Source organism: Agrobacterium sp. a22-2, assembly GCF_012276985.1.
In the GTDB taxonomy this organism is placed as follows: domain Bacteria; phylum Pseudomonadota; class Alphaproteobacteria; order Rhizobiales; family Rhizobiaceae; genus Allorhizobium.
The window spans coordinates 39,524-64,340 of record NZ_JAAXMM010000009.1 but is presented as its reverse complement, the minus strand read 5'-3'; the positions used below and the strand labels follow the sequence as shown (position 1 = coordinate 64,340).

The window sequence follows — 24,817 nt, the reverse complement described above, 5'->3', positions numbered from 1 at the left end:
ATCGCCATTGTCACAATTTGCCGACTTGCGGCTGTATCAAAGGGAAGGCGGCTGCAACTTATCCGACAGATTTCTGCAGCAACCGCGCGCCGTTCGGCGCATTGACCTTGCCGCCGGTGATGAAGAAGGCAAAGACATCGCGCGGTTTTGCCTCTGCCTTGCGGGCAGGGGCGATCAGTGGCAGATCGTCCGGCACGCCGCCAGACGCATAGGTCTTGAAGCGTTTCGCCCAGGCGTTGATATCATCTTTCGGATAGCAGCTGGCGACATCGTCGCTGCCCTTCTGCAGGCGGGCATAGACGAAATCCGCCGTCACATCGGCAAACATCGGATAGTCGTGATGGTCGGCGCACACCGCCGCCACATTGTATTTCGCCAGCATGTCGATGAACTCGGGCACGCAGAACGAGGCATGCCGCGGCTCGACCACATGGCTGAGCGGGATACCGTCCTGGCTTTTCGGCAGCAGGGCCAAAAAGGCCTCGAAATCCTCCGGCTCGAACTTCTTGGTGCCCATGAACTGCCAGAGGATAGGCCCCAGGTGATCGCCCAGTTCCGTCAGCCCCTGGCCAAGAAACTTTGCCATGCTGTCGCCGGCCTCGGCCAGCACCTTGCGGTTCGTCACATAACGACTGGCCTTCAGCGAAAAGACGAAAGTCTCCGGCACTTCGGAGGCCCACTTTGCGAAGGTCGCCGGCTTCTGGCTGGAATAATAGGTGCCATTGACCTCGATCGCCGTCAGCTCGCGGCTGGCAAACTCCAGCTGCTTCTTCTTGGTGAGTTTGTCAGGATAAAACGTGCCTTCCCAGGGCTCGAAGGTCCAGCCGCCGATGCCGGTGCGAATTGTGCCTGTGGTCATGAAATGCCTCCCGTTGAAATGCGCTGGGCGATTGGCTAATGTAAAAGACGTTATGGAGCGGACAATGACAATCGTCACCCTTCACCAGGCCGAGACCGAACTGTCCAAACTCGTCGCCCGCGTCGAAGCGGGCGAGGAAATTGTCATTGCGCGCGGCGACGAACCGGTGGCGAAACTGGTGGCGATCCAATCGCCGAAACACCCGGTTCGCGGCTATGGCCGCTTTGCGCACCTGCGCGACAAAATTCCGTCGGATCTGTTCCTCCAGCCGATGTCCCAGGATGAGCTTGATGCCTGGGAAGGCAAATACTCCTTTCCCGGTGACAATGGCGAATGAGTTTCCTGATCGACACCCATGCCTTTCTTTGGTGGGTGTTGGCAGACCCAAACCTGAGTTCCAAGGCCAAAGCCGCCATCGATGACGCAGACGCCGTCCGCTATGTCAGTTCTGTCACGCCCTTTGAAATTGCCAACAAGCTCCGGATTGGAAAACTGGAATTTGCCAGAGAGATTGTCGAAAATTACGATACGGTCCTCCACGAAGCCAATTTTCTCACCCTTGACATCACGTCGTCTCACGCCCTCTTGGCCGGCCGATTGGCCGGCGAGCACAAGGATCCTTTCGACCGGCTTCTGGCCGCCCAAGCCAGCCTCGACGCCCTCGTCCTGATCAGCGCCGACAGGGCCTTCGATGGCTTTGACATCGACAGGCTCTGGTAGCGACGGTTCACTCCGCCGCTTCCGCCTTCTTCATCGGCCGGCGCTCCAGCAGGTCCTTGAGGAACTGCCCGGTATAGGAACGCTCCTCCTTGACGATCTGCTCGGGCGTGCCCATCGCCACGATCTCGCCGCCGCCGTCGCCGCCTTCGGGGCCGAAGTCGAGGATATAGTCGGCTGTTTTGATCACTTCGAGATTGTGCTCGATGACCACGACGGAATTGCCCTGGTTGACCAGTTCCTGCAGCATTTCCAGGAGCTTGGCGACGTCATGGAAATGCAGCCCGGTGGTCGGCTCGTCGAGGATGTAGAGCGTGCGGCCGGTCGAGCGTTTCGACAGTTCCTTGGCGAGCTTGACGCGCTGCGCCTCGCCGCCCGACAGGGTATTGGCCTGCTGGCCGACCTTGATATAGCCGAGCCCCACGTCGAACAGCCCCTGCAGCTTGTCGCGCACCGCCGGCACCGCCGAGAAGAAATCGACCCCTTCCTCGACCGTCATATCCAGCACGTCGGCGATGGACTTGCCCTTGAAGGTCACATCCAGTGTCTCGCGATTGTAGCGCTTGCCGTGGCAGACGTCGCAGGTGACATAGACGTCGGGCAGGAAGTGCATCTCGATCTTGATGACGCCGTCGCCCTGGCAGGCCTCGCAGCGGCCGCCCTTGACGTTGAACGAGAAGCGCCCCGGCTGGTAGCCGCGGGTTTTTGCCTCGGGCAGGCCGGCATACCAGTCGCGGATCGGCGTGAAGGCGCCGGTATAGGTGGCCGGGTTGGAGCGCGGCGTGCGGCCGATCGGCGACTGGTCGATATCGATCACCTTGTCGATGAACTCAAACCCGTCGATGCGGTCGTGCTCGGCGGGATTCTCCCGCGCGCCCATGACGCGCCGCGCCGCCGCCTTGTAGAGCGTCTCGATCAGGAAGGTCGACTTGCCGCCGCCCGACACACCGGTCACCGCCGTGAACACGCCGAGCGGAATGGCTGCCGTGACATTCTTCAGATTGTTGCCGCGCGCCCCGACCACCTTGATCTGCTGGCCCTTCTTCGGCTTGCGCCGTGTCGCGGGCACGCTGACCCCCAGTTCGCCGGAGAGATATTTGCCGGTCAGCGATTTCGGGTTGGCCATGATCTCGGCGGGCGTGCCTTCGGCCACGACATGGCCGCCATGGATACCGGCCGCCGGGCCGATATCGACCACGTAATCGGCGGTCATGATGGCGTCTTCGTCATGTTCGACGACGATCACCGTATTGCCGATATCGCGCAGGTGCTTCAGCGTTTCCAGCAGTCGCGCATTGTCGCGCTGGTGCAGGCCGATCGACGGCTCGTCGAGCACGTAGAGCACGCCGGTCAGGCCCGAGCCGATCTGCGACGCCAGTCGAATACGCTGGCTTTCGCCGCCCGACAGCGTGCCGGAATTGCGCGACATCGAGAGATAGTCGAGCCCGACATCGTTGAGGAAGCGCAAGCGCTCGCGGATTTCCTTGAGGATCCGGACCGCGATCTCGTTCTGCTTGTCGGTGAGCGTAGCAGGCAGGGCCTCGAACCAGCTTCCGGCATTGCGGATCGCCATTTCGGTGACCTGGCCGATATGCAAGCCGTTGATCTTGACCGCCAGCGCCTCCGGCTTCAGCCGATAACCGGCACAGGCCGGGCAGGGGGCGGCCGACATGAAGCGTTCGATCTCCTCGCGCGCCCAGGCGCTGTCGGTTTCCTTCCAGCGCCGCTCCAGATTGGGAACGATGCCCTCGAACGTCTTGGTCGTGGTATAGGAGCGCGCGCCGTCGGCATAATGAAAGTCGATCTTGTCTTCCGTGCCGTGCAAAATGGCGTTCTGCGCGGTTTCCGACAGTTCCGACCAGCGGCTCGACATCTTGAAGCCGAAAGCCTTGCCGAGCGCTTCGAGCGTCTGGTTGTAATAGGGCGACGAGGATTTCGCCCATGGCGCAATCGCCCCGTCATTCATGCGCCGTTCCGCTTCGGGAACGATCAGCGCCTCGTCGATCTTCTGCTGGCTGCCGAGCCCGTCGCAGGACGGGCAGGCACCGAATGGATTGTTGAAGGAAAACAGCCGCGGCTCGATTTCCGGAATGGTGAAGCCGGAGACGGGGCAAGCGAACTTCTCCGAAAACATCACCCGCTCATGGGTGTCGTTCAGCGACTTGTTGGCCGAACCGCCGGCCGAGGTGTCGGATGCCGGCAGCGGCTTGTCGGCGAATTCGGCGATCGCCAGCCCGTCGGCGAGCCTGAGGCAGGTCTCCAGGCTGTCGGCCAGTCGCGAGGCGATATCGGCACGCACCACGACGCGGTCGACCACCACGTCGATATCGTGCTTGTATTTCTTATCCAGCGCCGGCACGTCGGCAATCTCGTAGAACTGCCCGTCGACCTTGACGCGCTGGAACCCCTTTTTCATCAGGTCGGCGAATTCCTTCTTGTATTCGCCCTTCCGGCCGCGGATCATCGGCGCCAGGACGAACAGCCGCGTGCCTTCCTCATAGGCCAGAATCCGGTCGACCATCTGGCTGACGGTCTGGCTCTCGATCGGCAGGCCGGTGGCCGGCGAATAGGGAATACCGACGCGGGCAAACAAGAGGCGCATATAGTCGTAGATTTCGGTGACGGTGCCGACCGTCGAGCGCGGATTGCGCGACGTGGTCTTCTGCTCGATCGAAATGGCCGGCGACAACCCGTCGATCTGGTCGACATCTGGTTTCTGCATCATCTCGAGAAACTGGCGGGCATAGGCCGACAGGCTTTCGACATAGCGCCGCTGCCCCTCGGCATAGATCGTGTCGAAGGCCAGCGACGATTTGCCGGATCCGGACAGCCCGGTCATCACGATCAGCGAATTGCGCGGCAGATCGAGGTCGATCCCCTTGAGGTTATGCTCGCGGGCACCGCGGATGGAAATGGTCTTCAGTTCGCTCATGGACAAGGCTCGTTTGGGAGGAGGTCAGTCCTTATTTAGTCATGGGAACGCCCCTGTCGAGGCGCAATGCGCGTTTGTCGGCCGAAATCGCTGGGAGACGACGATTCGGTTGACAGGATGATAGCGGAAAGCTAGAACATACCAAGAACATTTTTCGCTGTGGATTACAAAGGAACGACAGCCCCTCGGCAGCCGTTATGGTTTAAGGTAGCTTGAATTCTGTTTTGAGACGCCGTCGATGGGCGGCAGCAAGGTGAGTGTTATGGCTGGCAGCGTGAACAAGGTAATTCTGATTGGCAATCTCGGTGCGGACCCGGAAATCCGCCGCACCCAGGACGGCCGGCCGATCGCCAATCTGCGCATCGCCACGTCGGAGAGCTGGCGCGACCGCAATACCGGCGAGCGCAAGGAAAAGACCGAATGGCATACCGTGGTGATCTTCAATGAAGGTCTCTGCAAGGTCGCCGAGCAATATCTGAAGAAGGGCTCGACGGTCTATATCGAAGGCGCGCTGCAGACCCGCAAGTGGCAGGACCAGAGCGGCCAGGATCGCTACTCGACCGAAATCGTGCTGCAGGGCTTCAACTCGACCCTGACCATGCTTGGCGGTCGCGGCGACGGGCAGGGCGCTTCCCGCGGTGGCGATTTCGGCGGCAGCTATGGTGGCGGTGACGATTACAGCCAGGCAACGCCGGCCCGCGGCGGCGGCAATGCGCCGCGCGGCGGCGCCAGCGCCCCTCCGGCCGGCAATTTCTCGCGCGATCTCGACGACGACATTCCGTTCTGATCAGGCCGCCCCTCTTTGGGGCGGACCGCGCAGGGGCGCCAGATACCCCTGTGCGTCCGGCAACCTTCTTTCGGCTGACGGTGTTCGGCCGGAATTTGCCGGTGTTTCTCTAGGAGTTTGACCTCATGGCCTTGGTTTCTCCAATTGCCAGCGCAGGTTGGCTTTGACGGCGGGCCATTCGGACGGGATGATCGAATAGACGGCCGTATCGCGGATGGTGCCATTGGGCATCACTAGATGCGAGCGAAGCACGCCGTCGAGCTTGGCGCCGAGCCGCTCGATCGCCCGGCGGCTTTGATGGTTCATGAAATGCGTCCTGAACTCCACGCCGATGCAGTCGAGCCTTTCGAAGGCATGTTGCAGCAGCAGCAGTTTGCATTCGGTGTTGAGGGGCCCGCGCTGCATGGACTGGCGATACCAGGTCGAGCCGATTTCAACTCTGCGGTTTGCCGCATCGATGTTCATGTAGCTCGTCATGCCAACGGCTTTGCCGCTTGCCTTGTCGACGATGGCGAACGGCAGCATGGAGCCGCTGGCGCGAAGCCTGAGCCGCCTTTCGATCTCGGCCGCGACTGTGGCCGGCGCCGGCACGACCGTGTACCAGAGGCGATGCAGCTCACCGTCGCCGGCTGCTTCATAAAGGTCGCCATGATGCGCCATCGTCAGGGGCACGACGGAGACGAAATCGCCTTCAACCGTGAAAAGATCCGGCCAGACTGACATTCAGAACACTCCAATACTCTGTTTCGATCGGATGGAACGCGCCCGTTCAGGCAAAGGCGGATTTCACCCCGTCGACGACGAACTGCACGGAAAGGGCGGCCAGCAGCACGCCGAGCAGCCGTGTCAGGATGGCGCGGCCGGTCATGCCGAGCAGGCGGTCGAGGCGGTCGGCGATCACCAGGGCAGCAAACACCAGGCCGAGGCAGACGGCGATCACGCCGATCAGTTGGCCGCGCTCGACGGCGCCCGGCATGGCGCCGGCCAGCAGGATGGTGGCGGAGATGGCGCCCGGCCCGGCGATCAGCGGCAGGGCGAGGGGAAAGACCGCCAGGTTGTGGATGTGGTCCTTGGTGATGGCATTGTCGGTGGTCTTTTCCTTGCGTTCCTGCCGCTTCTCGAAAATCATCTCGAAGGCGATATAGAACAGCATGACGCCGCCGGCGATGCGGAAGGCGCCCATGGAGATGCCGAGCAGGCCGAGCACGCCGGCCCCGAAGACGGCAAACAGCGCCAAGATGGCGAAGGCGATCATCGAGCCGCGCACCGCCACCTGCCGGCGCTGCGCCCGCGACATGCCCTGGGTCAGGCCCAGAAACAGCGGCGCCAGTCCCGGCGGATCGACGGTAACCAGGATTGTCGTGAATGCGTTTATCAGTGCTTCGGCACTTGCCATGATCCGCCCTCTGCCCGATAGCTACAGCATGTCGCCCGAAAGGGGCACCGGTTTCGGGACACCGACCTGCGACAAAAAAGAGATAAAGCGTGACGAGCGTATGGGATAGATCGCGACGCGCTTTATTGTGAGGCCAGTGCTTGACGCTTGGCAAGGGTGGCAATCCGGCATGCCCCGGCCAAATGGCGATGTGCCTTTGCATTGCCGCAAAAGACTGTTCAAAACCTCCGGCGAAATTGGCGCTGACGCGCCCTTTCCGCTATAAACTTCACAGTGATTCCGAAAAAAGATCGTGACCTGATTTGACTGAGCAAAACACTTCCGGCGGCAAGTTCCCGCAAGGCATCGAGCCGATTTCCATCATGGAGGAAATGCAGCGGTCGTATCTCGATTACGCGATGAGCGTCATCGTGAGCCGCGCCCTTCCCGACGTTCGTGACGGTCTCAAGCCCGTGCATCGGCGCATCCTGTTCTCGATGAGCGAGATGGGCATCGACTGGAACAAGAAATACGTCAAGTCGGCCCGCGTCACCGGTGACGTGATGGGTAAATACCATCCGCATGGCGACTCGGCGATTTATGACGCGCTGGCCCGCATGGCGCAGGACTGGTCGCTTCGGCTGCCGCTGATCGACGGCCAGGGCAATTTCGGCTCGATCGACGGCGACCCGCCGGCCGCCCAGCGTTATACCGAGTGCCGCCTGCAGAAGGCCGCTCATTCGCTGCTCGACGATCTCGACAAGGAAACGGTAGATTTCCGCGAAAACTACGACGGCACGCTGAGCGAACCCTCCGTCGTGCCCGCGAAGTTCCCGAACCTCCTGGTCAACGGGGCCGGCGGCATCGCCGTCGGCATGGCGACCAATATCCCGCCGCACAATCTCGTCGAAGTGATCGATGGCTGTATCGCCCTCATGGAAAACCCATCCATCGAGCTGGCCGATCTCATGCAGATCATTCCCGGCCCGGATTTCCCCACAGGTGCGCTGATCCTTGGTCGCGCCGGTATCCGCTCGGCCTATGAGACGGGCCGCGGCTCGGTGATCATGCGCGGCGTGGCGCGGATCGAGCCGATGCGCAACGACCGCGAGCAGATCATCATCACCGAAGTTCCCTTTCAGGTGAACAAGGCGACGATGATCGAGAAGATGGCCGATCTGGTGCGCGAAAAGCGCATCGAGGGCATTTCCGACCTGCGCGACGAGAGCGACCGCCAGGGCTACCGCGTGGTGATCGAGCTGAAGCGCGATGCCAATGCCGAGGTGATCCTCAACCAGCTTTATCGCTATACGCCGCTGCAGACCTCGTTTGGCTGCAACATGGTGGCGCTGAACGGCGGCAAGCCGGAACAGATGACGCTGATCGACATGCTGAAGGCTTTCGTCAGCTTCCGCGAGGAGGTCGTTAGCCGGCGTACTAAGTACCTGTTGCGCAAGGCGCGCGACCGCGCCCATGTGCTGGTCGGCCTTGCCATTGCGGTCGCCAATATCGACGAGGTCATCCGCGTCATCCGCCAGGCGCCCGATCCGCAGACGGCGCGCGAGGAGTTGATGACCCGCCGCTGGCCGGCCTCGGATGTCGAAGCGCTGATCCAGTTGATCGACGATCCGCGGCATCGCATCAACGAGGACATGACCTATAATCTGTCCGAGGAGCAGGCCCGCGCCATCCTCGAACTGCGTCTGGCCCGCCTGACAGCCCTTGGTCGCGACGAAATCGACGAGGAATTGAACAAGATCGGCGCTGAAATCAGCGATTATCTCGATATCCTGTCGTCGCGCCTGCGTATCCAGACTATCGTCAAGGACGAGCTGATTGCCGTGCGCGATGAGTTCGGCACGCCGCGCCGCACGCAGATCATCGACGGCGGCCTGGAAATGGACGACGAGGACCTGATCGCCCGCGAGGAGATGGTCGTGACCGTCTCCCATCTCGGCTATATCAAGCGCGTGCCGCTCGTGACCTACCGTGCCCAGCGTCGCGGCGGCAAGGGCCGCTCCGGCATGGCGACACGCGACGAGGATTTCGTTACCCGGCTATTCGTCGCCAATACTCACACCCCGGTGCTGTTCTTCTCGTCGCGTGGCATCGTCTACAAGGAGAAGGTCTGGCGCCTGCCGATCGGCACGCCGACCTCGCGCGGCAAGGCGCTGATCAACATGCTGCCGCTGGAACCCGGCGAGCGTATCACCACCATCATGCCGCTGCCGGAAGACGAGGCAAGCTGGGCCAATCTCGACGTGATGTTCTCCACGACGCGCGGCACGGTGCGGCGCAACAAGCTGAGCGACTTCATCCAGGTGAACCGCAACGGCAAGATCGCCATGAAGCTGGAAGAGGACGGCGACGAAATCCTGTCGGTCGAAACCTGCACGGAACGCGACGACGTGCTGATGACCACGGCGCTCGGCCAGGCCATCCGCTTCTCGGTCGATGACGTGCGCGTCTTCGCCGGCCGCAATTCGATCGGCGTTCGCGGCATCGTGCTGGCCGAAGGCGATCGCATCATCTCGATGACGATCCTCGGCCATGTCGATGCCGAGCCATGGGAACGGGCAGCCTATCTGAAGCGCTCGGCCGTCGAACGGCGCGCCAGCGGCGTGGACGAGGATGATATCGCACTGGTCGGCGAAGAGGTGACGGAAGAAGGTCAGCTTGACGACCAGCGCTATGAGGAACTGAAGGCCCGCGAACAATTCGTGCTGACGGTCTCCCAGAAGGGCTACGGCAAGCGCTCGTCCTCCTACGACTTCCGCATTTCCGGTCGCGGCGGCAAGGGCATCCGCGCCACCGACACCTCGAAGACCGGCGAGATCGGCGAACTGGTCGCTGCCTTCCCGATCGAGGACAAGGACCAGATCATGCTGGTCTCCGATGGTGGCCAGCTGATCCGCGTGCCGGTCGACGGTATCCGCATCGCCAGCCGCGCCACCAAGGGCGTGACGATCTTCTCGACCGCCAAGGACGAAAAGGTCGTCTCGGTCGAGCGCATCAGCGAGCCGGAAGGCGACGAAGAGGTCGAAGCGCTGGCAGACGAGGCCATTGTCGCCGAGGCTGGCGAAACCGATCTGCCGGAAGCCGACGACACACCGCCGCAGGAGTGATCCATCCATAGGAAAAGCCCGCCGGAAGAGTTTCCGGCGGGCTTTTATACCTGCTCCCGCATGGGGGACGACACGAGGGCAGGGCAGTTTCAAGGATTGTCAAGCTCGCAGGTGTGGATCCCTGCGGGGAGGTCGTGCCGGCAGATCGACGCTCTGGGTCGTCCGCCAGTTCCGTCAGAACGCCTTGTTGCGCTCGACGAGGTTTTTGAAATCGTCACGTTCGCGGCGGAGAGCCGAAACCGTGGAAGCCACGGACGCGACGAACATGGCGCTGATCAGCGCCGCAAGTACGGATAGTGTCACGAACATAGGTCTTCCTTTCCGGTCTGGCGTGGGCCGTGACGGCATTGGGAAACGGGATTTGGCGATCGAAGCGTCAGTGCCCGAAGCTGTGATAGCGGGCAGTGATCGGCGGTCCGTAGAAGGTGCCACCCTCGTCTTCACTGGTGTGAAAGCCGAGCGTGGTTGCCAGCATGGCGCCCATGAGGGCCATCCATACCACATTGATCATCGTCACTTTATCGGGCATCGGATTTATCCTTCCTAGGAAGCATCATCGACTTGAGCTAACAACTCATCGGAATGATGTTTGTTCCAGTGTTTCTAGAAGTTGGTAATATGACGGCCGGCCTGAAGCTCGCCTTAACGCCTCGTTCATCTCCCGTTCATGTCAGGGCGCTCGCACCCGAGCCGTTGGGGGCCGGGCGGCAGCTCGTAGTCAAGCACGAGCGAGAGGACGATTTCGAAAAGCAGCGACGCCAATATCGCAAGGATGACGAGAACAGCAAGCATATGTTGCACCGAACAATAAAATCAGGATCTGGGTGTCATTATTGACACGCTCGCCCTGAAATCGCGCTGAATGGCGCGTTCATCGGCGGTTCACGCGGCCAGCGCCGCAACTATGCCTAAATTGCTTGCGGTCCCGGTTCTTCCATGACAAAAGGCGTGAAAATCCACTCCTTGGGCTGCCATGACCAAAGCATTCTATCCGGGCTCCTTCGATCCGATGACCAACGGACATCTGGACGTTCTTGTTCAGGCGCTGAACGTGGTGCCTGAGGTCATCGTGGCGATCGGCATTCATCCCGGCAAGCCGCCGCTGTTTTCCTATGAAGAACGGGCCGAGCTGATCCGGCAGAGCCTTTCCGATGCATTTCCCGATCGGGCCACCAGCATTTCCGTGGTCGCTTTCGACGGGCTCGCCGTCGATGCGGCCCGCAAGCACGGCGCCCGGCTTTTGGTGCGCGGCCTGCGCGACGGCACCGATCTCGACTATGAGATGCAGATGGCCGGCATGAACCACCAGATGGCGCCCGACCTGCAGACGATTTTCCTGCCGGCCGGAACGGCCTCCCGGCCTATTACCGCCACATTGGTCCGGCAAATCGCCGCCATGGGCGGCAATGTCAGCGCCTTCGTGCCCGCGGCCGTGCTGCGGGCGTTGCAGTCCAAGCTCAAGACGTGAGCCGGTTTTTTTAATTCAAAGCTTATGGAGCCCCCATGAAACTGCTTCATCTCGCCCTTGTTGGCGCACTCGCTCTCGCATCAACGGCCGTCGGCGCCTTTGCCGGCGAGGATGATTTCCTGACGATCCAGCTGAAAGACGGCCCGGTCGTCATCGAACTCCTGCCGGATGTCGCGCCGAAGCACGTCGCGCAGATCAAGGAACTCGCCAAGAAGGGCGAATATGACAATGTCGCCTTTCACCGGGTGATCGATGGTTTCATGGCCCAGACCGGCGATGTGCAGTTCGGCGACATGGAAAGCGGCTTCGAAGCCGGCCGTGCCGGAACCGGCGGCTCCAGTCTGCCCGATCTGCCGGCCGAATTTTCCAACATTCCCTTCGAAAAGGGCACGGTCGGCATGGCGCGCAGCCAGGATCCGAATTCGGCCAATTCGCAGTTCTTCATCATGTTTGCCGATGGCGGCTTCCTGAATGGCCAGTACACGGTCGTCGGCAAGGTCATTGCGGGCATGGACTATGTCGACAAGATCAAGCGCGGCGAGGGCGGCAATGGCGAAGTCACCGACCCCGACCGCATGATCAAGGTCACGGTCGGCAGAAAATAATACCCAAACGGGCAATATCCCGCAGCAAGGAGAAAGTGCATGGCCGAGATCAAGGATCCCGAAAACACCATCATCATGGAAACCACCAAGGGCAAGGTCGTCATCGCCCTTCTGCCCGAACTGGCCCCCGAGCATGTCGCCCGCATCAAGGAACTGTCGCGCGAAGGCGCCTATGACGGCGTCGTCTTCCACCGCGTCATTCCCGACTTCATGGCCCAGACCGGCGACGTACAGTTCGGCAAGCAGGGCGGCGAAAGCTTCAACCCGGCCCGCGCCGGCATGGGCGGCTCGTCGAAGCCCGACCTGAAGGCGGAATTCTCCGCGACCTCCCATATCCGCGGCACCTGCTCCATGGCCCGCTCGCAGAGCCCGAACTCGGCCAATTCGCAGTTCTTCATCTGCTTCACCGATGCTCCCTGGCTCAACAAGCAGTATTCGGTCTGGGGCCAGGTCATGGAAGGCATGGACATCATCGATCAGATCAAGAAGGGCGAGCCCGTGCGCGACCCCGACTCGATCGTCTCGATGAAGGTCGCCGCCGACGCCTGATGGCGCGGTCTAAGGATCTTTATTCCTTAAATGATATTGGAGCCGTGCTTGTTAAGGCACGGCTCTTAACTTCTGACGTTCTATCCCCTTTCAATCAACAGTGGCTAACTCTGCATCAACGCTCAGTAGAAGTTATGAAACGTCGAGAGCAGAAACCCGAAAAGCACCGGATATTTGCAGCACCTGACTTCGCTCATAGTCATTTGTGGGGTGCCATATTCTCTGCCAATTGCTACTTTCTCTACTTTGAGATTTTTACAGCCACATCTGGATATCAATCTGACCTAGATATCAATTCAGCGGCAATCGATGCGGCTCACATTCATGCAGATGTCGTTCCAATCGACCTTTACAATTTTCGCGAAACCATATTTTCACCGGAGATTTTGGAGATATGCGGCGGTGATATCAAGGAGCTGAAGGCGATATTTGATCTTGATTTTCATAACCTTACTGAGGCTAGGGATGCGGTGGCGCATGCCCATGATCGGCAGTTTGCGCGTGTTCGTAAAGCGTCATTGAATGCAGAAGTAGGATCACGTTCACTTTCTGAACGCGGGAAAAACTTCTTGTCGTCAAGTGGACGTGATTTCCTCTTTGATTTCAGGATTTGCCAATTTGAGAAGTTGATCAGCAACTTAATGATGAAGTTAGTTTAGCATGCGCGTTGACCTGTTCGACTTCGACCTGCCCGACGACAACATTGCGCTGCGGCCCGCAAGCCCGCGCGACAGCGCCCGTATGCTCATCGTCCGGCCGGAGGAAGCCGCTTTCGAGGACCGCAAGGTCTTCGACCTGCCATCCTTCCTGAGACCCGGCGACGCGCTTGTCTTCAACGATACCAAGGTCATTCCGGCCCAGCTGGAAGGCATCCGCCTGCGCGATGGCGCCGAGCAGACGCCGGTCTCCGCAACGCTGCACATGCGCGTCGGGGCAAACCGCTGGCTGGCCTTTGCACGGCCCGGCAAGCGCATCAAGCCGGGCGATCGCATCGTCTTCGGCAAGGGCAGCGATACTTGCCTGCTCGGCGAGCTGATCGCCACCGTCACGGAAAAGGGCGAGGCGGGTGAAATCACCCTGTCCTTCGATCTCTCCGGCCCGGATCTCGATGCCGCCATCGCCACGACAGGCCATATTCCCCTGCCGCCCTATATCGCCGCCAAGCGCCCGGAGGACGGGCAGGACCGCACCGACTACCAGACCATCTATGCGCGGGAAGAGGGGGCCGTGGCCGCCCCCACCGCCGGCCTGCACTTCACGCCGGACCTGTTTGCAAGGCTCGATGCCGCCGGCGTCGAGCGCCATTTCGTCACCCTGCATGTCGGCGCTGGCACCTTCCTGCCCGTCAAGGCCGATGATACCGACGATCACAAGATGCACCTGGAAACCGGCCATGTTTCTGAGAAGACCGCAGCCGCGCTCAATGCCCTCAAGGCGCGCGGTGGCCGTATCGTCTGCGTCGGCACCACCTCGCTGCGGCTGATCGAGAGTGCTGCGCAGGAGGACGGCATCATCCAGCCCTGGTCGGGCGCCACCGGCATTTTCATCACGCCCGGCTACCGCTTCAAGGCGGTCGACATGCTGATGACCAATTTCCACCTGCCGAAGTCGACGCTGTTCATGCTGGTTTCGGCCTTTGCCGGCCTTGAGACCATGCGCGCCGCCTATGCTCATGCCATCGCGGACGGCTATCGCTTCTATTCCTATGGCGACGCCAGCCTCCTGTTCCGGAAAGCCTGATATGACTGAAAATTTCCAGTTCATCCTGAAGAAGACCGAGGGCAGGGCCCGTCTCGGCGAGATCACCATGCCGCGCGGCACCATCCGCACGCCGGCCTTCATGCCGGTCGGCACCGTCGGCACGGTCAAGGCCATGTATCTCGATCAGGTGCGCGACACCGGCGCCGATATCATCCTCGGCAATACCTATCACCTGATGCTGCGGCCCGGTGCGGAGCGCGTCGCCCGCCTGGGTGGCCTACATGAGCTGATCCGCTGGCCGCATCCGATCCTCACCGACAGCGGCGGCTTCCAGGTCATGTCGCTGTCGGGCCTGCGCAAGCTGGATGAGCAGGGCGTCACCTTCAAGAGCCATATCGACGGCAGCCTGCATCACATGTCGCCGGAACGCTCGATCGAGATCCAGGGCCTGCTCGGCTCCGATATCCAGATGCAGCTCGACGAATGCGTGGCACTGCCCTCGGAGCCCAAGGAGATCGAGCGCGCCATGGAAATGTCGCTGCGCTGGGCGGAGCGCTGCCGCGTCGCCTTCGGCACGCAGCCCGGCAAGGCGATGTTCGGCATCGTACAGGGCGGCGACATCCCGAAACTGCGCATCCGCTCGGCCGAAGCCTTGAAGGACCTCGACCTGAAGGGCTATTCGATCGGCGGCCTGGCGGTCGGCGAGCCGCAGGACGTCATGCTGCAGATGCTGAACGTCACATTGCCGGTGCTGCCAGCTGAAAAGCCACGTTATCTGATGGGCGTCGGCACGCCGGACGACATGCTGAAATCGGTGGCTGAGGGTATCGACATGTTCGACTGCGTCATGCCGACCCGCTCCGGCCGTCATGGCCTGGCCTTTACCCGCCGCGGCAAGGTCAATATCCGCAATGCCCGCCACGCCGAGGACATGCGGCCGCTGGACGAAGAATCCGATTGCCCGGCCGCCCGCGATTACTCCCGCGCCTATCTGCACCATCTGGTGCGCTCCAACGAGGCGCTGGGCGGCATGCTGCTGTCGTGGAACAACCTGTCCTATTACCAGGACCTGATGAAAGGCATCCGCAAGGCGCTCGACGAGGGCCGCTTTGCCGATTTCATGGCCGAGACCCAGGATATGTGGGCGAGGGGCGATATCGAGGCGCGATAACGGCGTCCCACACGCTCCAATGGCTCAGATGCCGCGGCTCAGCGTATCGACCGTCATCTTGACGCCGTTGATCACATAGCGTCCGTCCGGCTGGCGCATCAGGTCGTAATAGACCGCCCAGTCCTTGCCGTCCTTGCCGGAAATCAGCACTTCCTGGTAGGCGCGCTTGCCGTCCGCCAGGAACTTGGCCCGCCCGAAGGCATAGTTGCCGGGCCGGTAGACCGGCGTATAGGTCTGCTTCACCATGTCGAAGAACCGCTCGGCATCGGGAAAGCGCGCCTTGATATCGGGGGAGGCGAAGGAATAGGCCTTTTCCGCATCATCGTTCAGAAAGGCCGAGATCTGGCCGGAAATCGCCAGACGCGCGGCATCGGTCTTGTCATCGGCGAGCGCCGGCTGCAGCAGGCCGAAACTAAAGATACCAAGGAAAGCGAAGGCACTGGAAAGTCCGGCATGCATGGCAATTCCCCTTCTGGTTTTTTAAGTGATCCTGAAACAAGTATAGACCAGTTCGGAGATTCGAAAAGAGCGGGGGAAAAAGCCGCTGGATACCACCGCGAGAGCCCGGCGGACCTGGACGACGCTCAACGTCTTCCGCCAGGTAGAAACGCGACACTCGCTGCAAATAGTCAGGTCCCAATCGCCAACGAGGCGGCACATCACCATCGTGTGCATCGGTCATGGAGAGATAAAATTCACAAAATACTGGTCTTGCTGCACAGCGCAAATGGCGCGGATTGGCAGTCACCGCCGAAAGGCACAAGCCTGAAGACATTGAGTGAAGCCGAAGAACAGGGTTTCATCTTGATCCGCGGCGAATTTCAGAAAAGACAATTCCGTTTGACCGAACTCGGCTCCGACTATGTCGAGCGCGACAGGCGACGGCTCAATGCTCGCAAGTTCTGAACCGAGATCGCCGGCAAGGTGGGAATTGAGATGCGCAAGCTGGACCATAGATCCAGACGAAGGTCGCCTTGGTCATGAGAGGGATGGCGGCCAACGCAAGTCGCACTTCATCCTTGACCCCACCCGGCCGCACACGTAGATCGCATAAGATAGATTATGGAACTAAATCCTATATGGCCGCCACTGAACACCGTGAAATCACGGCCTTGGGAAAAGGCGAAAAACTCGGCCCCATCAATCACTTGACGGCATATCTTATCAGGCGGTATTCAGTCCGTGCCGTCATCGATCTCGATCTCGAACGCCATCTGATCATACGCCGGTTCCACATGATCCGGCGTTTCCGCCATCACGGTCGCGTAGTCGAGCGGCACATGCATGTGGGTCAGGATGGCGCGGCGTGGCTGAAGCCGATCGATCCAGCCCAGCGCCTGTTCCAGCGACAGATGGCTCGGATGGAACCGGTACTGCAGCGCGTCGATGATCAGCACGTCCAGGCCGCCAAGCTTGTCGATGGTCGGTTGCGGAAAGTCGCTGACGTCGCAGCAATAGGCCACATTGCCGATGCGCAGGCCCAGTGACGTGATGTCGCCGTGCTGCTGGACAAGCGGCAGCAGCGACAGCGTTCCACCTTTGCCGTCTATCGTGATCGGGCTGTCGAGATCGTCGATGATCCTCGGCGCCACGATCGGTGGATAATTGCTGCCCGGCGGCGTCTCGAGGCAATAGCCGAACCCCTGGCGGATCCGCTCCATGGTCTCGCGCTCCGCATGGATCGGGATGCGGTGATGCTGCGTGTGGAAATAGCCGCGCAGGTCGTCGATGCCGTGCAGATGGTCGGCATGGGCATGGGTGTAGATCACCGCTTCGACGTGGCTGACGCGGGCCGCAATCATCTGCTCGCGGAAATCCGGGCCGGTGTCGATGACCACGGTCGTCTTGCCACCATCCGGCGCAATCTGCTCGATCAGGAAGGATGCGCGGGTCCGGCGGTTTTTCGGATTGCCCGGATCGCAGGCACCCCAGTCGCCATTGATCCGCGGCACGCCGGGCGACGACGAGCAGCCGAGGATCGTGAAGCGACGTCGAAAACCCATGCCTCAGAGCCTCGGCATCTTGGAAAAGCAGCGGAAAGCGTTCTCGGTGGTGATCTTCGCCATCTCCTCGAAGCTCAATCCCATGGTCTCGGCCAAAACCTCGGCCGTATTGACCACGTAAGATGGCTCGTTGCGTTTTCCCCGCCAGCGCTTTGGGGCCAGATACGGCGCATCGGTCTCGACCAGCAGCCGGTCGAGCGGCAGGGTTTTGGCGATATCGCGCAATTCGGTCGATTTCGGAAAGGTCAAAATGCCGGAAAACGACACATAGCCGCCGAGCTCCACGCCGGTCCTGGCCAGATCCGCACCGGACGAGAAACAATGCAGGATGAAAGGGAAGGCCCCCTTCCCTGTTTCCTCGGTCAGAACAGCCGCCATGTCGTCGTCGGCGCTGCGCGCGTGGATAACCAGCGGCAATTGCGTTTCGCGCGCCGCCGCGATATGGCGCAGAAGCCCGGTCTTCTGGTCTTCCGGCGTCTGCGTGTCGTAGAAATAATCGAGCCCTGCCTCGCCGATCGCCACGACCTTTGGATGCTGGGCCAGCCGCACCAGGTCGTCGGCGGTGACGTCGAGTTCCTCATTGGCATTGTTGGGATGCGTTCCGACCGAGCAGAATACGGTCGGATAGCGCTCCGTCAGGGCCAGCAGCGTGTCGAGCTTCTTGACCCGCGTCGAAATCGTCACCATCTGCGCGACGCCGGCCGCATGGGCCCGCGCCACCAGATCGTCGCGCTCGGCGTCGAAATCGGCGAAATCGAGATGGCAATGGGTGTCGATCAGCATGCCGGTCCTCAGGCCTTGGCCGCCGCGTCGGGCGCGACATAACGCGGAAACACCGGCGCCGGGGCGTCCAGCGCCGTTCCCGGCGTCAGACGGCCGGCTTCGCCGAGATAAGCAAAGCTGCGCCTGTCCTCGGGCACCGCCACCAGATCGAGCAGCTTGGCCGCGCTGTCCGGCATGATCGGCTGCAGCAGGATGGCAATCTGGCGCACCACTTCGGCCGTCACGTAAAGCACGGTCTCCATCCGGGCCGGATCGGTCTTTTTCAACGCCCAGGGCGCCTGGCCGGCAAAATAGCGGTCGGCTTCCGACACGGTGCCGATGATCGCCGCCACGGCGCGGTGGATCATCTGCTTGTTCATCTCCTCGCGGCAGGTCGCCAGCATGGCGTCGGCCGCTGCCAGCATCGCCTTGTCCTCGTCGCTGAGCGGACCCGGCGCCGGCAACTGGCCGTCGCAATTCTTGACGATCATCGACAGCGAGCGGCTGGCCAGGTTGCCGATGCCGTTGGCAAGGTCGGCATTGATGCGCGTCGCGATAGCCTCTTCGCTATAATTGCCGTCCTGGCCGAAGGAGACTTCGCGCATCAGGAAATACCGCAGCGGATCGAGCCCGAACTGGTTGACGAGATCGAGCGGCCCGACCACGTTGCCGAGCGACTTCGACATTTTCTCGCCCTTGTTCAGCACCATGCCGTGGGCGAAGACCTTCTTGGGCAGCGGCAGCTTGGCCGACATCAGGAAGGCCGGCCAGTAGACGGCGTGGAAGCGGATGATGTCCTTGCCGATGATATGCGCATCGGCCGGCCAGTATTTGGCGCGCGGGCCATTCTCATCTTCGACATAGCCGGTCGCGGTGATGTAATTGGTCAGGGCATCGACCCAGACATACATCACATGCTTGGGATCGTCCGGCACCGGTATGCCCCAGTCAAACGTGGTGCGCGAGATCGACAGGTCCCTGAGGCCGGATTTCACGAAGGAGATGACCTCGTTACGCCGCTCGTTGGGGCCGATGAAATCGGGCTGGTCGTCGTAGAGCTTTAGCAGTCGGTCCTCGTAGGCCGACAGCTTGAAGAAATAGCTCTCCTCCTCGACCCATTCGACCGGCGTGCCCTGCGGTCCGTAGCGCACGCCGTCGGCGCGCAATTCGGTTTCCTCTTCCTGGTAATAGGCCTCGTCGCGCACCGAGTACCAGCCGGCATAGCTGTCCTTGTAGATGTCGCCATTGGCGGCCATGCGGCGCCAGACCTCCTGCACGGTTCTGTGGTGGCGCTCTTCGGTGGTGCGGATGAAATCGTCGTTGGATGCGTTGAGCAGTCTGCCCATGGCGCGGAATTCGTCGGAATTGCGCTTGGCCAGTTCTGCCGGCGATATCCCCTCGGCCCGCGCCGTCTGCTGCATCTTCTGCCCGTGTTCGTCCGTGCCGGTCAGGAAGAACACGTCGCGCCCGTCCAGCCGCTGGAAGCGCGCCATGGCATCGGTGGCGATCAACTCGTAGGCATGGCCGATATGCGGCTTGCCATTCGGATAGGAGATCGCGGTGGTGATGTAGAAGGGCGAAGTGTCTGTCATGGGAAGCATCAGGTCCGGAACTGGCTTTACAAATTTGTAGAAGCCGCTCTTACCCCATGTTTCGGCAAGGTGGAACAGCAAGTTTCGAGCCGGCGCGCCGTTTTGCCTGTTCTCGTGCTCCGTCGGCGCCTTGACAGCCAGTCAGCCCCGGCTTAACGCGGATATCGAGCTGATGATTTTCCGATTGCATTCCAGAGGGGACAGCATTTGTTTTTTGAAGGTCCTTTCAACCCGCTGTTCTCGATCACCGGCTTCTGCGTCGGCATGCTGGTCGGTATAACCGGGGTGGGTGGCGCCTCGCTGATGACGCCCCTGCTGGTCTTGTTGTTCGGCGTCCATCCCGCCATGGCGGTCGGCACCGACCTGCTCTATGCCGCGATCACCAAGACGGCGGGTGCGGCCGTGCATCACCGGCACGGCAAGATCAACTGGCAGATGACAGGCCTCCTGGCGCTCGGCAGCATTCCGGCCGCGCTCCTCACCCTGTGGCTGATGAGCGGCATCGACCGCACCGACATGGCAGCCGTCTCGACGCTGACCACGGCGCTCGGATGGATGCTGCTTCTGACTGCGACCATCCTGATCTTTCGCGGCGCCATCATGGCGGCCAAGACCCGCTGGGTCAAAACCCATGCCCTGCCCTCGAGCCGCACCATTGCCATCTACACGTTGATACTGGGCCTGGTCCTCGGTTTCGTCGTCACCATGACGTCGGTGGGCGCCGGTGCCATCGGCGTCACCATGCTGCTGCTGCTTTATCCCAGAACCGCCATCCAGGAGATCGTCGGTTCCGACATCGCCCATGCCATCCCGCTGACCTTTGTCGGCGGCATCGGCTATTGGTTGATCGGCGAGATCGACTGGTTCATGCTGCTGGCGCTGCTGGTCGGCTCCATTCCGGGCATCATTCTCGGCAGCTTTCTGGCGCCGCGCATGCCGGAAAGGCTGGTCCGCATCATTCTGGCCGTCACGCTGGCCATGGTCGGCGCCAAGCTGATCGCATCCTGAGGATACTCAGGTTCTGTCGGCCTATCGCGCCACTTCCCCCAGCACCTCGAGCAGCGTCTGCTTGCGATCGAGATTGTAGGCGGTACTGACCGCCATCCGCTCGCCGATCGACACCGACAGCCGCGCGAAGTGATCGGCCCCGAACAGGTCGCCGGCCGCCGCCGCCTGCCTGGCGCGGTCGATCAGATATTCGCCAAGATGGTCCTTGAAGAAATTGAAGATCACGTCGGTGTCACGGGCCGAGAGCGCATCGGCAAGCCTGTGCATTTCGCGGCGCGCGTCGGCGCCCTCCGCCGAGAGAACGGCTCGAAACGCGGCGATGATATCGGCGCCGCCATAGTTGACGAGCTTCAATGCCTGGGCGACGCTGCCTTTGGACAGCTGCAAGATGCCGTCGGGATCGTCGCCGACCGGTTCCAGCCCTAGATTGCGCAGTGCCTTGCCCATGGCCGTGCCGTCGAGCGGCGAAAGCTTGAGCGGCAGGCAGCGCGAGCGGATCGTCGGCAACAACTTGCCCGGCGCATGGGACAGCACCAGGAACAGCGCCCGTTTCGGCGGCTCTTCCAATGCTTTCAGAATGGCGTTTGCCGCATTGCGGTTAAGGTCGTCGGCCGGATCGATGATGACGATCCGCCAGTTGCCGGTGCCGGATGTCTGGGCAAAGAAATGTCCGGCCCGCCGCACCTCGTCAACGGTGATCGCCTGCTTCACCTTGCCGGTCTTCTCGTCGACCGGACGGGTCAGATGCAGGAGATTGTGCGAGGCGCCGGACGCGATCTGCCGGCCGACCGACGACACGGGGTCGGGATCGGCGATATGCTCCGGCGCCGTAGCCGGATCGGAATGGGTCAGCACGTGGTGGGCGAAGCGGAAGGCAAGCGTCGCCTTGCCGATGCCTTCCGGCCCTTCGATCAGGATCGCATGGTGGATCTTGCCCGAGCGGTAGGATTGCGCCAGGAAGGCCTCCGCCGCCTCGTGGCCGAACAGTTTGGGATTTTGCGCCGGCGCCAGGGCGCCGTCGAGCAGGCCGGATTGTTCTGCGCTCATTCGACGCGTTCCGTCTGGGGCGCGGCGGTCCGCACAGCGCTGCCGGCGCTATGACCGTGCCGGGCAAGCAGCGGCTGCACATGCGACAGGATCTGCCGCGCGATGGCCTCCACCGGCTGGCGCGCATCGATCACCTTGCAGCGCTGCGGGTCGGCACTCGCTATGTCGAGAAAGGCCTGCCGGCGCTTCTCATGGGTTTCAAGCTCCTCCCGCTCGAAACGGTCGGGCGCCACCTGGGCATCCGCCTCAGTACCGCTGCGCGCCTTGGCCCGGGCAAGGCCCACCGAGGCGGGCAGGTCGAGAATGATGGTCAGATCCGGCGTCACGCCGTTGACCGCCACCCGCTCCAGCGATTCGATGAAGTCCGGCTCCAGATTTCCGGTCACGCCCTGGTAGACGCGCGCGGAATCCATGAAGCGGTCGCAGAGCACCACCGTGCCGCTGGCAAGGGCCGGCCGAATGAGCGTTTCGACATGGTCGCTGCGGGCTGCGGCAAACAGGATCGCCTCCATGCGGATGCCGAACTCCTCGGCAGCGCCCGACAAGAGCACATGGCGCAGCGCCTCGGCGCCGGGCGAGCCGCCAGGCTCGCGGGTCTTCAGCACTGTCACGCCCTGTTTTGTCAAAGCCTCCGCGAGGCCGGCGATCTGGGTCGATTTGCCCGCCCCCTCGCCGCCTTCGAAGCTCACGAATAATCCCGTACCGATCGACACGATGCCTTTTCCCGCCCGAAGGCATTTCCATTTGAGTTTGTTTAGCGCAAGAAGCCGGCGCAGGGAACCGCCCGAACGGACAGGTCCCGGCCTATTCTCCGACCATCAGGCCGACGGGCCGTCAAAGCCAGAAAAACAGCAGTTCCAGCAGCGCATCGGTCGCCTGCCGGCGCAGCGACCCCTTCTCGACTGCGGCAGCCGTCTGCAACGGCACTTCGCGCAACAGGCGCTCGCCGGAAAAGATCCGCAGCACGCCCACTTCGCGGCCCGCCTCCACCGGCGCCGACAGCGGCCAGCGATAAACGATGCGGGCTGCCAGCCGCTCAGGGTTGGCGACCGGCACGAAGACCTCGACGGGTGCCGGGGTGATCAGGTCCAAACTCGACGCCGCGCCGCCATAGACGCTCGCCGCACCGATCACCTCACCGGCCTCGAACACCCGCTTGCGCTCGAAGCTGGTCAGCCCCCAATTGAGCACGCGGGCTGCCTCCTCGGTGCGTTCCTTGTCGCTGGCAAGGCCGCTCATGGCGAGAAACAGCCGCACGCCGCCGCGCTGTGCCGAGGCGACGATCGCATAGCCGCTCTGTTCGGCATAGCCGGTCAGCAACCCGTCGGCGCCGATATCCATGTTGAGCAACGGATTGCGGTTGCGCTGCAGGATCTTGTTCCACTCGAATTCGGGAAGCGCGTAGAGGCGATACTCTTCGGGATAGCTGGCGGCGATATGACGGGCCAGAAGCGCCATGTCGCGGGCGCTGGTCTTGTTCAAGGGATTGGGCAGTCCCGTCGCATTGGCGAAGACCGTATCCTTCAGGCCGAGCACCTTGGCGCGCGCATTCATGCGCTCGGCAAACTTTTCCTCGCTGCCGGCCATGCCTTCGGCCAGGATGATGCAGGCGTCATTGGCCATCTGCACGGTAACGCCCTTGACGAGATCCTCGACCCGGATGCGCGATTTGAGCGCTGCAAACATCGTTGCGGTGCGCGACGGGGCGCCGCCGGTCCGCCAGGCATGTTCCGATACCATAAACTCGGTATCGCCCCGGATTTCGCCGGATTTAAGCGCCGCAAACACCAGTTCCATGGTCATCAGCTTGGCAAGCGACGCCGACGCGATCGGCTGCGCCTCGTTCTTGGCATAGAGCAGCGTGCCGGTTTCCGCCTCGATCAGGATCGCCTGCGCCGCGCGGCTTTCAAAACCGGTTTGAGCCGTCTGCGAAGAGGCGGGAAAGGCCGCAAATGCGGCAAGCACCAAGGCAGCTGTGACGAGAAACAAACCCCTGCGCAAACAATCCGCCCTTCCCTCGCCCTGGTCGTCCGCGCGCCGCAGCGACAGGTCAGTCGGCGGCGCGGCGCTTGGCTGAATGGAGAATCGCAGCCGGCGTCAGGCCGTCATTGCGCACCAGAATGGCGTCGAAGGCAAGGCCATCGGACGAAATGGAACCGGGATCGATATAGGCCGAGGCATAGCTGGCGCCGCCTTGCCGCCCGCCCGGTCCCTCGATCGGCCGTTCGATCAACATCGGCCCGAATTCCGGCAGCACGACGAATTGCGTGATGGCGTCGAAGGCGGGGCTCTGCGTCGGCGTTGCCTGCAGGGCCATGGTCGAACTGGGCACGGCCGACGTCGCGACGCCGGGCAATGCGGCACTCTGGGCTTCGAACGTCTGCGCCGGCATCTGCACGGGGCCGGCGGAGGCCACCATCACGCCGCTGGCGATCTGGCCTTCCGGCAAGGTCTGCGGGAAGCGGCTGCCCTTGGCGACATAAGACGCCATCAGGAACGGCATGTCGTGACCGCTCATGTCGGCTGGCCCGACATATTGCACCCGCACCTTGGCCGTGCCGTGGGCCTTCATGTCGAGCATTTCGGCCGTCTTGTCGGAGACGTCGATGATGCGATCGGAATGGAACGGTCCGCGATCGTTGACCCGCACGATCACCGAGGCGCCGGTATCCTGGTTGGTCACCCGCGCGTAGCTCGGCAGCGGCATGGTCGGATGGGCCGCCGACAGGTGGTATTGGTCATAGACCTCGCCATTGGCGGTGCGGCGTCCGTGAAAGGCCGAACCATACCAGGAGGCATAGCCGGTCTTGTCGTAATCGGGATTGAGTTTCGGCACATAGGTCTTGCCGCGCACCTGATAGGGTTTGCCGACCATGGCGCGCCCGCCGCCTTTCGGCACGGCGCCAGAGGTGGTCACCCGCGGGCTCGCCTTCACCCCATATTCGGATTCGGCGAAATATTCCTTGGACCGGCTGCCCGACTTGCTGGCATGGGTCGTCGAGGTGCACGCAGCCGCACTGACGCCGAGCACGGCGACAACCGCCAGTCTGGCGCTGACAGTGAGCGATGCACGGCACGCTTTCAAGGTCGGCTTACGCATGGTTATCAACAAGATC

26 protein-coding genes are annotated in these 24,817 nt (G+C 61.9%); 12 read left to right on the top strand and 14 right to left on the bottom strand.

All coding sequences use genetic code 11. The annotated features are described in order from the left end of the window. Positions 1–58: 58 nt before the first annotated feature. On the bottom strand, positions 59–859 hold the full coding sequence (locus HFC70_RS15140) for a DUF72 domain-containing protein (RefSeq protein WP_168474103.1): 801 nt from the start codon (positions 857–859) through the stop codon (positions 59–61). Between the two features lie 64 nt (positions 860–923). Between HFC70_RS15140 and HFC70_RS15135 the strand changes: the two genes are divergently transcribed. Together HFC70_RS15135 and HFC70_RS15130 are read left to right on the top strand one after the other, a co-directional pair. Further along, on the top strand, positions 924–1,196 hold the full coding sequence (locus tag HFC70_RS15135) for a type II toxin-antitoxin system Phd/YefM family antitoxin (protein WP_168474102.1): 273 nt from the start codon (positions 924–926) through the stop codon (positions 1,194–1,196). Beyond that, a complete protein-coding gene (locus HFC70_RS15130; RefSeq protein ID WP_168474101.1) occupies positions 1,193–1,579 on the top strand; it encodes a type II toxin-antitoxin system VapC family toxin in 387 nt (128 codons plus the stop codon). Before HFC70_RS15135 ends, HFC70_RS15130 begins: the two co-directional genes overlap by 4 nt. Positions 1,580–1,586: 7 nt before the next feature. Here the strand turns inward: HFC70_RS15130 and uvrA are convergent, their stop codons facing one another. Continuing rightward, on the bottom strand, positions 1,587–4,508 hold the full coding sequence (gene uvrA, locus HFC70_RS15125; protein ID WP_168474100.1) for an excinuclease ABC subunit UvrA: 2,922 nt from the start codon (positions 4,506–4,508) through the stop codon (positions 1,587–1,589). Between the two features lie 262 nt (positions 4,509–4,770). Here uvrA and HFC70_RS15120 point away from each other — a divergent pair, with 262 nt between their 5' ends. After that, a complete protein-coding gene (locus tag HFC70_RS15120; protein ID WP_168474099.1) occupies positions 4,771–5,295 on the top strand; it encodes a single-stranded DNA-binding protein in 525 nt (174 codons plus the stop codon). 123 nt (positions 5,296–5,418) lie between these two features. Here HFC70_RS15120 and HFC70_RS15115 read toward each other — a convergent pair whose 3' ends face one another. After that, entirely contained in the window at positions 5,419–5,955 is a 537-nt protein-coding gene (locus HFC70_RS15115) for a GNAT family N-acetyltransferase (RefSeq protein ID WP_246735812.1), read from the bottom strand. Between the two features lie 109 nt (positions 5,956–6,064). Then, positions 6,065–6,691 (bottom strand): MarC family protein, encoded by a 627-nt coding sequence (locus HFC70_RS15110; protein ID WP_168474097.1) that lies wholly within the window; start codon positions 6,689–6,691, stop codon positions 6,065–6,067. Positions 6,692–6,993: 302 nt separating this feature from the next. Between HFC70_RS15110 and gyrA the strand changes: the two genes are divergently transcribed. Then, positions 6,994–9,795 carry a DNA gyrase subunit A gene (gene gyrA, locus HFC70_RS15105; protein ID WP_168474096.1) on the top strand — a complete coding sequence of 934 codons (2,802 nt, stop codon included), beginning with the start codon at positions 6,994–6,996 and terminating at the stop codon, positions 9,793–9,795. Positions 9,796–9,969: 174 nt separating this feature from the next. Here gyrA and HFC70_RS27140 read toward each other — a convergent pair whose 3' ends face one another. Further along, the gene (locus tag HFC70_RS27140; protein WP_256368926.1) at positions 9,970–10,098 is read right to left on the bottom strand and encodes a hypothetical protein; all 129 of its coding nucleotides are present in this window, start codon (positions 10,096–10,098) and stop codon (positions 9,970–9,972) included. 73 nt (positions 10,099–10,171) lie between these two features. Continuing rightward, positions 10,172–10,324, bottom strand: coding sequence for a hypothetical protein (locus HFC70_RS15100; protein ID WP_168474095.1), 153 nt, complete (start codon positions 10,322–10,324; stop codon positions 10,172–10,174). A gap of 444 nt (positions 10,325–10,768) precedes the next feature. Between HFC70_RS15100 and coaD the strand changes: the two genes are divergently transcribed. From coaD to tgt, 6 genes are read left to right on the top strand one after another with little or no spacing between them, the layout of a single operon-like run. Next, a complete protein-coding gene (gene coaD / locus HFC70_RS15095; RefSeq protein ID WP_168474094.1) occupies positions 10,769–11,263 on the top strand; it encodes a pantetheine-phosphate adenylyltransferase in 495 nt (164 codons plus the stop codon). A gap of 35 nt (positions 11,264–11,298) precedes the next feature. Further along, entirely contained in the window at positions 11,299–11,868 is a 570-nt protein-coding gene (locus HFC70_RS15090) for a peptidylprolyl isomerase (protein ID WP_168474093.1), read from the top strand. Between the two features lie 39 nt (positions 11,869–11,907). Further along, positions 11,908–12,417, top strand: a complete 510-nt coding sequence (locus tag HFC70_RS15085; RefSeq protein ID WP_168474092.1) for a peptidylprolyl isomerase — start codon at positions 11,908–11,910, stop codon at positions 12,415–12,417. Next, on the top strand, positions 12,417–13,076 hold the full coding sequence (locus HFC70_RS15080; protein ID WP_168474091.1) for a hypothetical protein: 660 nt from the start codon (positions 12,417–12,419) through the stop codon (positions 13,074–13,076). The genes HFC70_RS15085 and HFC70_RS15080 overlap by 1 nt, the downstream gene beginning before the upstream one ends. 1 nt (position 13,077) lies before the next feature. Further along, complete coding sequence (gene queA, locus HFC70_RS15075; protein WP_168474090.1) at positions 13,078–14,157, top strand: tRNA preQ1(34) S-adenosylmethionine ribosyltransferase-isomerase QueA; 1,080 nt, start codon at positions 13,078–13,080, stop codon at positions 14,155–14,157. 1 nt (position 14,158) lies between these two features. Next, positions 14,159–15,289, top strand: coding sequence for a tRNA guanosine(34) transglycosylase Tgt (gene tgt / locus HFC70_RS15070; RefSeq protein WP_168474089.1), 1,131 nt, complete (start codon positions 14,159–14,161; stop codon positions 15,287–15,289). Between the two features lie 24 nt (positions 15,290–15,313). Here tgt and HFC70_RS15065 read toward each other — a convergent pair whose 3' ends face one another. Next, positions 15,314–15,748 carry a DUF4864 domain-containing protein gene (locus tag HFC70_RS15065; protein WP_168474088.1) on the bottom strand — a complete coding sequence of 145 codons (435 nt, stop codon included), beginning with the start codon at positions 15,746–15,748 and terminating at the stop codon, positions 15,314–15,316. Positions 15,749–15,994: 246 nt separating this feature from the next. Between HFC70_RS15065 and HFC70_RS15060 the strand changes: the two genes are divergently transcribed. Beyond that, entirely contained in the window at positions 15,995–16,195 is a 201-nt protein-coding gene (locus HFC70_RS15060; RefSeq protein WP_168474296.1) for a hypothetical protein, read from the top strand. A gap of 269 nt (positions 16,196–16,464) precedes the next feature. Here HFC70_RS15060 and HFC70_RS15055 read toward each other — a convergent pair whose 3' ends face one another. The 3 genes from HFC70_RS15055 to metG are packed head-to-tail and all read right to left on the bottom strand — an operon-like array spanning position 16,465 to position 19,646. After that, positions 16,465–17,292 carry an MBL fold metallo-hydrolase gene (locus tag HFC70_RS15055; RefSeq protein WP_168474087.1) on the bottom strand — a complete coding sequence of 276 codons (828 nt, stop codon included), beginning with the start codon at positions 17,290–17,292 and terminating at the stop codon, positions 16,465–16,467. Between the two features lie 3 nt (positions 17,293–17,295). After that, positions 17,296–18,075: a TatD family hydrolase gene (locus HFC70_RS15050; RefSeq protein WP_168474086.1), complete on the bottom strand. Its 780-nt coding sequence runs from the start codon at positions 18,073–18,075 to the stop codon at positions 17,296–17,298. An 8-nt stretch (positions 18,076–18,083) separates the two neighbouring features. Then, positions 18,084–19,646, bottom strand: a complete 1,563-nt coding sequence (gene metG / locus HFC70_RS15045; protein ID WP_168474085.1) for a methionine--tRNA ligase — start codon at positions 19,644–19,646, stop codon at positions 18,084–18,086. A gap of 207 nt (positions 19,647–19,853) precedes the next feature. Between metG and HFC70_RS15040 the strand changes: the two genes are divergently transcribed. After that, entirely contained in the window at positions 19,854–20,654 is an 801-nt protein-coding gene (locus HFC70_RS15040; RefSeq protein WP_256368925.1) for a sulfite exporter TauE/SafE family protein, read from the top strand. A gap of 21 nt (positions 20,655–20,675) precedes the next feature. Here the strand turns inward: HFC70_RS15040 and HFC70_RS15035 are convergent, their stop codons facing one another. The 4 genes from HFC70_RS15035 to HFC70_RS15020 form a co-directional block, all read right to left on the bottom strand. Next, positions 20,676–21,701: a DNA polymerase III subunit delta' gene (locus HFC70_RS15035; RefSeq protein WP_168474084.1), complete on the bottom strand. Its 1,026-nt coding sequence runs from the start codon at positions 21,699–21,701 to the stop codon at positions 20,676–20,678. Beyond that, positions 21,698–22,414, bottom strand: coding sequence for a dTMP kinase (gene tmk / locus HFC70_RS15030; protein WP_168474083.1), 717 nt, complete (start codon positions 22,412–22,414; stop codon positions 21,698–21,700). Before tmk ends, HFC70_RS15035 begins: the two co-directional genes overlap by 4 nt. Before the next feature lie 121 nt (positions 22,415–22,535). After that, positions 22,536–23,669: a D-alanyl-D-alanine carboxypeptidase family protein gene (locus HFC70_RS15025; protein WP_246735811.1), complete on the bottom strand. Its 1,134-nt coding sequence runs from the start codon at positions 23,667–23,669 to the stop codon at positions 22,536–22,538. An 82-nt stretch (positions 23,670–23,751) separates the two neighbouring features. Beyond that, positions 23,752–24,801: a septal ring lytic transglycosylase RlpA family protein gene (locus tag HFC70_RS15020; RefSeq protein ID WP_168474082.1), complete on the bottom strand. Its 1,050-nt coding sequence runs from the start codon at positions 24,799–24,801 to the stop codon at positions 23,752–23,754. Positions 24,802–24,817: the final 16 nt, after the last annotated feature.